We start from the raw sequence: 3,500 nt of genomic DNA, 5'->3' as shown, positions 1-3,500 counted from the left end.
GGTGAGGAGGAGTCCATCCCATTGCGTAACGCTTGGCGAGGAACGAGCCAAAAGGCACCCGCGATGGCGGCCCAGCGGGAAGGCAGCCCCAACTGCCTAAAACATGTTCCAGCTCAGTTTTTCTGCAAAGCCACGTGACCTAAGCCAAATTTATGAATAAAGTATGATTGAAAAGAGCAAAACGAGCGGGCTCGCGAATTTTGTAGATGCTGCCATACGATATAAATAGCGTTTTAAAAACAGTTGGTTAAGTTTTTTAGAGCGGCTGGATAAAATCAATAAACGCGCAGCCACATTCAATGGTGTTATGCAGCAGGCTATATAAGCACTGTTGAACTAAACCGCTTCGCGGTAGCTATCGACGAACCACGTTTCTCGCCTCATCGGGCCACACTGTTGATTGACCCACGTGGGTCAATCAACAGGAGTGACGACGATGACTGCCTTGCGACAGAAGATGATCGCGGCCATGTGTCAGCGTGGCTTTTCGCAACGTACCCACAACACCTACCTGATGGTGATCACTGAGCTGGCACGATATTTCCACCGTTCGCCAGACACGTTGAGTACCGACGACCTACAACACTTTTTTAATCATCTGGTTCAGGAGCGCGGTTTGTCCGCGGCCAGCTGCCGTGTCTACCTGCATGGCGTAAGGTTCCTGTACCTGCACGTGTTGCAGTGGCCGTCGTTTGATGTGCCGCTCACCGTCCCTAAAAAACCGCAGCGGATTCCAGAACTGCTGACCCGCGACGAGGTTCGGCGGATTCTGGCCGCCTGCCAAAACACCAAGCATCGCATGATGCTGGAGCTGTGCTACGGCTGCGGCTTACGCGTAAGTGAGGTCTGTCACTTGCGTGTCAGTGACATCGACAGTCAGCGTGGCCAGTTGCGTGTCGCTCAAGGCAAGGGCGCGAAAGATCGCATGGTGTTGCTTCCGGCGACCTTGATTGATCGCTTGCGCGATTACTGGCGAGCCTACCGTCCATCCACATGGCTCTTCCCGAGTGCGCTGTTTCCCGATCAAGCACTGCACCCCAGTGCGCCGCAGAAGGCCTTTACCCAGGCCAAACGCCTTGCCGAGGTTGAGCGGATAGGGGGCATCCACAGTCTGCGCCATGCGTATGCCACCCATGTCCTGGAGCAGGGCCTACCCGTTCACCAGCTTCAGCGACTGCTGGGCCATCGTAACCTCCAGTCGACGATGCGCTACCTACACTGGCTACCGAACCAGCAAGGGGTAAGTCAGCGCCATATCGACCTGGTGGCGACATTGGAGATGGGTCATGACTAAGACCGCTACTCTGCAACAGGCGCTGACCCGTTTTCTCGATCCAGCCGGTCTTGATCGCCACCGACAACGAGTGTGTACTCATCTGCTAGCCTGCCGAACGGAAGCGATGGGCGGGATGGTCTTGCAGTGCTCCGACTGCGCCCACGTACAGCCACACTACTTCGGTTGCCGAGATCGTCACTGCCCGCAGTGCCAGGGCCGCGCTATAGAGCAATGGGCCGAGCGTCAACAGGCCAATATCCTACCGGTGCGCTATTACCATGTCGTGTTCACACTGCCACACAGCCTTAATGGCTGGGTTCAGCTTCATCCCGAGGTGATCCACCGGCTGCTGTTCCAAAGTGCCTGGCACACGCTGCGCATGTTTGGGCGCGATCCTAAACGCCTTGACGGCCAGATGGGGATGATCGCCGTGCTTCACACCAGGGGCCAGAACCTGAGCCAACATGTGCATCTGCATTGTTTGGTTCCAGGCGGTGCCTTGAGTGACGATGGCAACTGGCGTGAAGCGCGTAGTAACTACTTGTTCCCCGTGCGGGCCTTGTCACGCCACTTCCGTGGGCACATGGTGAGTGCTTTGCGCAAAGTCGCCACGGCAGGCGATCTTCACCGAGTCACTTGGCCCGGTGATGTCGATGAACAACTGAACACGTTGATGACCACTGAGTGGGGGGTTTACAGCAAGGATTGCCTTGAACACACCCCCGCCGTGGTTCGCTACCTCGCGCGCTATACGCGCCAGATCGCTATCAGCAATGCACGCATTCTGACCGTCGATGATCATCAGGTGATCTTACGCTACAAGGACTATCGTGACCGCGAGCGGCACAAGCCACTCATCCTTGATGGCAAGGAGTTCGTGCGCCGGTTCTTGCTCCACGTCCTGCCCAAGGGGCTGATGCGGGTACGCCATTACGGTTTTCTGGCCAATCGCTGTCGTCGGCAGCGTTTGGTACAGATCCGGCGCGCGTTAGCGGTTGTAGAGCCAGCACCGGATGCTGATATGGCTGCCAGCGAGGCGGAGCCGACCTACACCTGTCCACACTGTAGGCAACCCAGCTTGCAGATGATCGGCATACTCTCCTCTCAGCGCCCCTCCTGCGGTCCACCGCCTAACCACCAGGAGCAACGCTATCGAACCTAATGTAACGGCATACCACGATGAGGGACATGGTTCACCGACCCGCTGGCGGGTCACGGCTACGCTCGTCCCGGTGATGGATTTTAGCCGTCAGGCACGCTACATTGGGTTAACTTTGGTTCGGGAGTACTGACATGACGGTTAATCTCAGCATGAGAGCGCGTTACCAGCAACATGCCGATGCATGGCTTGGTGGCCTCCGGCCACATGCCCGTCAATACAATCCCCTAGTAAATAGCCGCCTGCTGGACGCGCCTTAGTCCAACAGGCATTTATACGCCATGCTCCGCACGGCGAATAAATGCTTCACTGTTATGTTGAATAGGGCTTCAAAGCCCACAGGTATTCAGCTAATCTCATCTTCCACGCAATATCTTAGGTATATACATGATTGATCACGTTACAATTCCCGTTAGTGATTTGGAAAGAAGCCGGAAGTTTTATGAAGAAGCTTTTAGTCCACTAGGGTACAAAGTTGCATTTGGTGAAAAAGGAAAATTTTGGGCTTTCGACCTCGGTAAGGGCTTCTTATTCGAGATCTGTAGCGCTAAGACTGAGGGTGCTTTAACGAGCTTTCATATTGCCTTTCGTGTGGCGAGTCAGAAAAAGGTTCGAGAGTTTTATGACTCAGCTATTTTAGCAGGAGCGCGAGACAACGGAGCTCCAGGACCGCGACCTCACTATACCGAGAACTATTATGCCTGCTTCGTTCATGATCCAGATGGTCATAATATTGAGGCTGTCTTTGACACATGGAAGTCTTGATGCAGTTGAAAATGCGGTAAAAGTTTAATGTAAAACACGTGCTGAGTTTCAACATAACAAACTGTTCAAGAGGGATTCGCAACGCGTGGCATTTTTACTATGCGTTGATTTTAGTGATTAGGGTGGTGTGCGGTGGCTTCGGTATTGCGTTGCTCACCCCTTAACAGGGCGTTGAGCCTGTAGAAAAACTCCGCTGACGGCTAAGTTTTGGTAGGATCTAGGAAACAGACGAGGAGTGGTCAGCATGCCGCGCTTCAAGCCTTATAACTACGACCAGAACGCCATGGTGGTGATCAACTA

Annotated in this window: 3 protein-coding genes; all 3 read left to right on the top strand. The window is 54.1% G+C overall.

The features are described 5' to 3' along the window. Window positions 1-436: 436 nt before the first annotated feature. Window positions 437-1,294, top strand: a complete 858-nt coding sequence (locus tag INT22_RS00070; protein WP_193067431.1) for a site-specific integrase — start codon at window positions 437-439, stop codon at window positions 1,292-1,294. After that, entirely contained in the window at window positions 1,287-2,438 is a 1,152-nt protein-coding gene (locus INT22_RS00065; RefSeq protein WP_193067430.1) for an IS91 family transposase, read from the top strand. The genes INT22_RS00070 and INT22_RS00065 overlap by 8 nt, the downstream gene beginning before the upstream one ends. Before the next feature lie 384 nt (window positions 2,439-2,822). After that, the gene (locus tag INT22_RS00060; protein WP_193067429.1) at window positions 2,823-3,200 is read left to right on the top strand and encodes a VOC family protein; all 378 of its coding nucleotides are present in this window, start codon (window positions 2,823-2,825) and stop codon (window positions 3,198-3,200) included. Window positions 3,201-3,500 lie beyond the last annotated feature (300 nt).

Source organism: Halomonas sp. 3D7M (assembly GCF_014897885.1).
Classification (GTDB): domain Bacteria; phylum Pseudomonadota; class Gammaproteobacteria; order Pseudomonadales; family Halomonadaceae; genus Vreelandella.
The sequence above is the reverse complement of the archived record's forward strand: the minus strand, read 5'-3'. Positions and strand labels throughout refer to the sequence as shown.

What these genes read in the sequence shown, in the direction of transcription:
- INT22_RS00070 (WP_193067431.1), top strand. Translation starts at nt 437, where the DNA reads ATGACTGCCTTGCGACAGAAGATGATCGCGGCCATGTGTCAGCGTGGC.
- INT22_RS00065 (WP_193067430.1), top strand. Translation starts at nt 1,287, where the DNA reads ATGACTAAGACCGCTACTCTGCAACAGGCGCTGACCCGTTTTCTCGAT.
- INT22_RS00060 (WP_193067429.1), top strand. Translation starts at nt 2,823, where the DNA reads ATGATTGATCACGTTACAATTCCCGTTAGTGATTTGGAAAGAAGCCGG.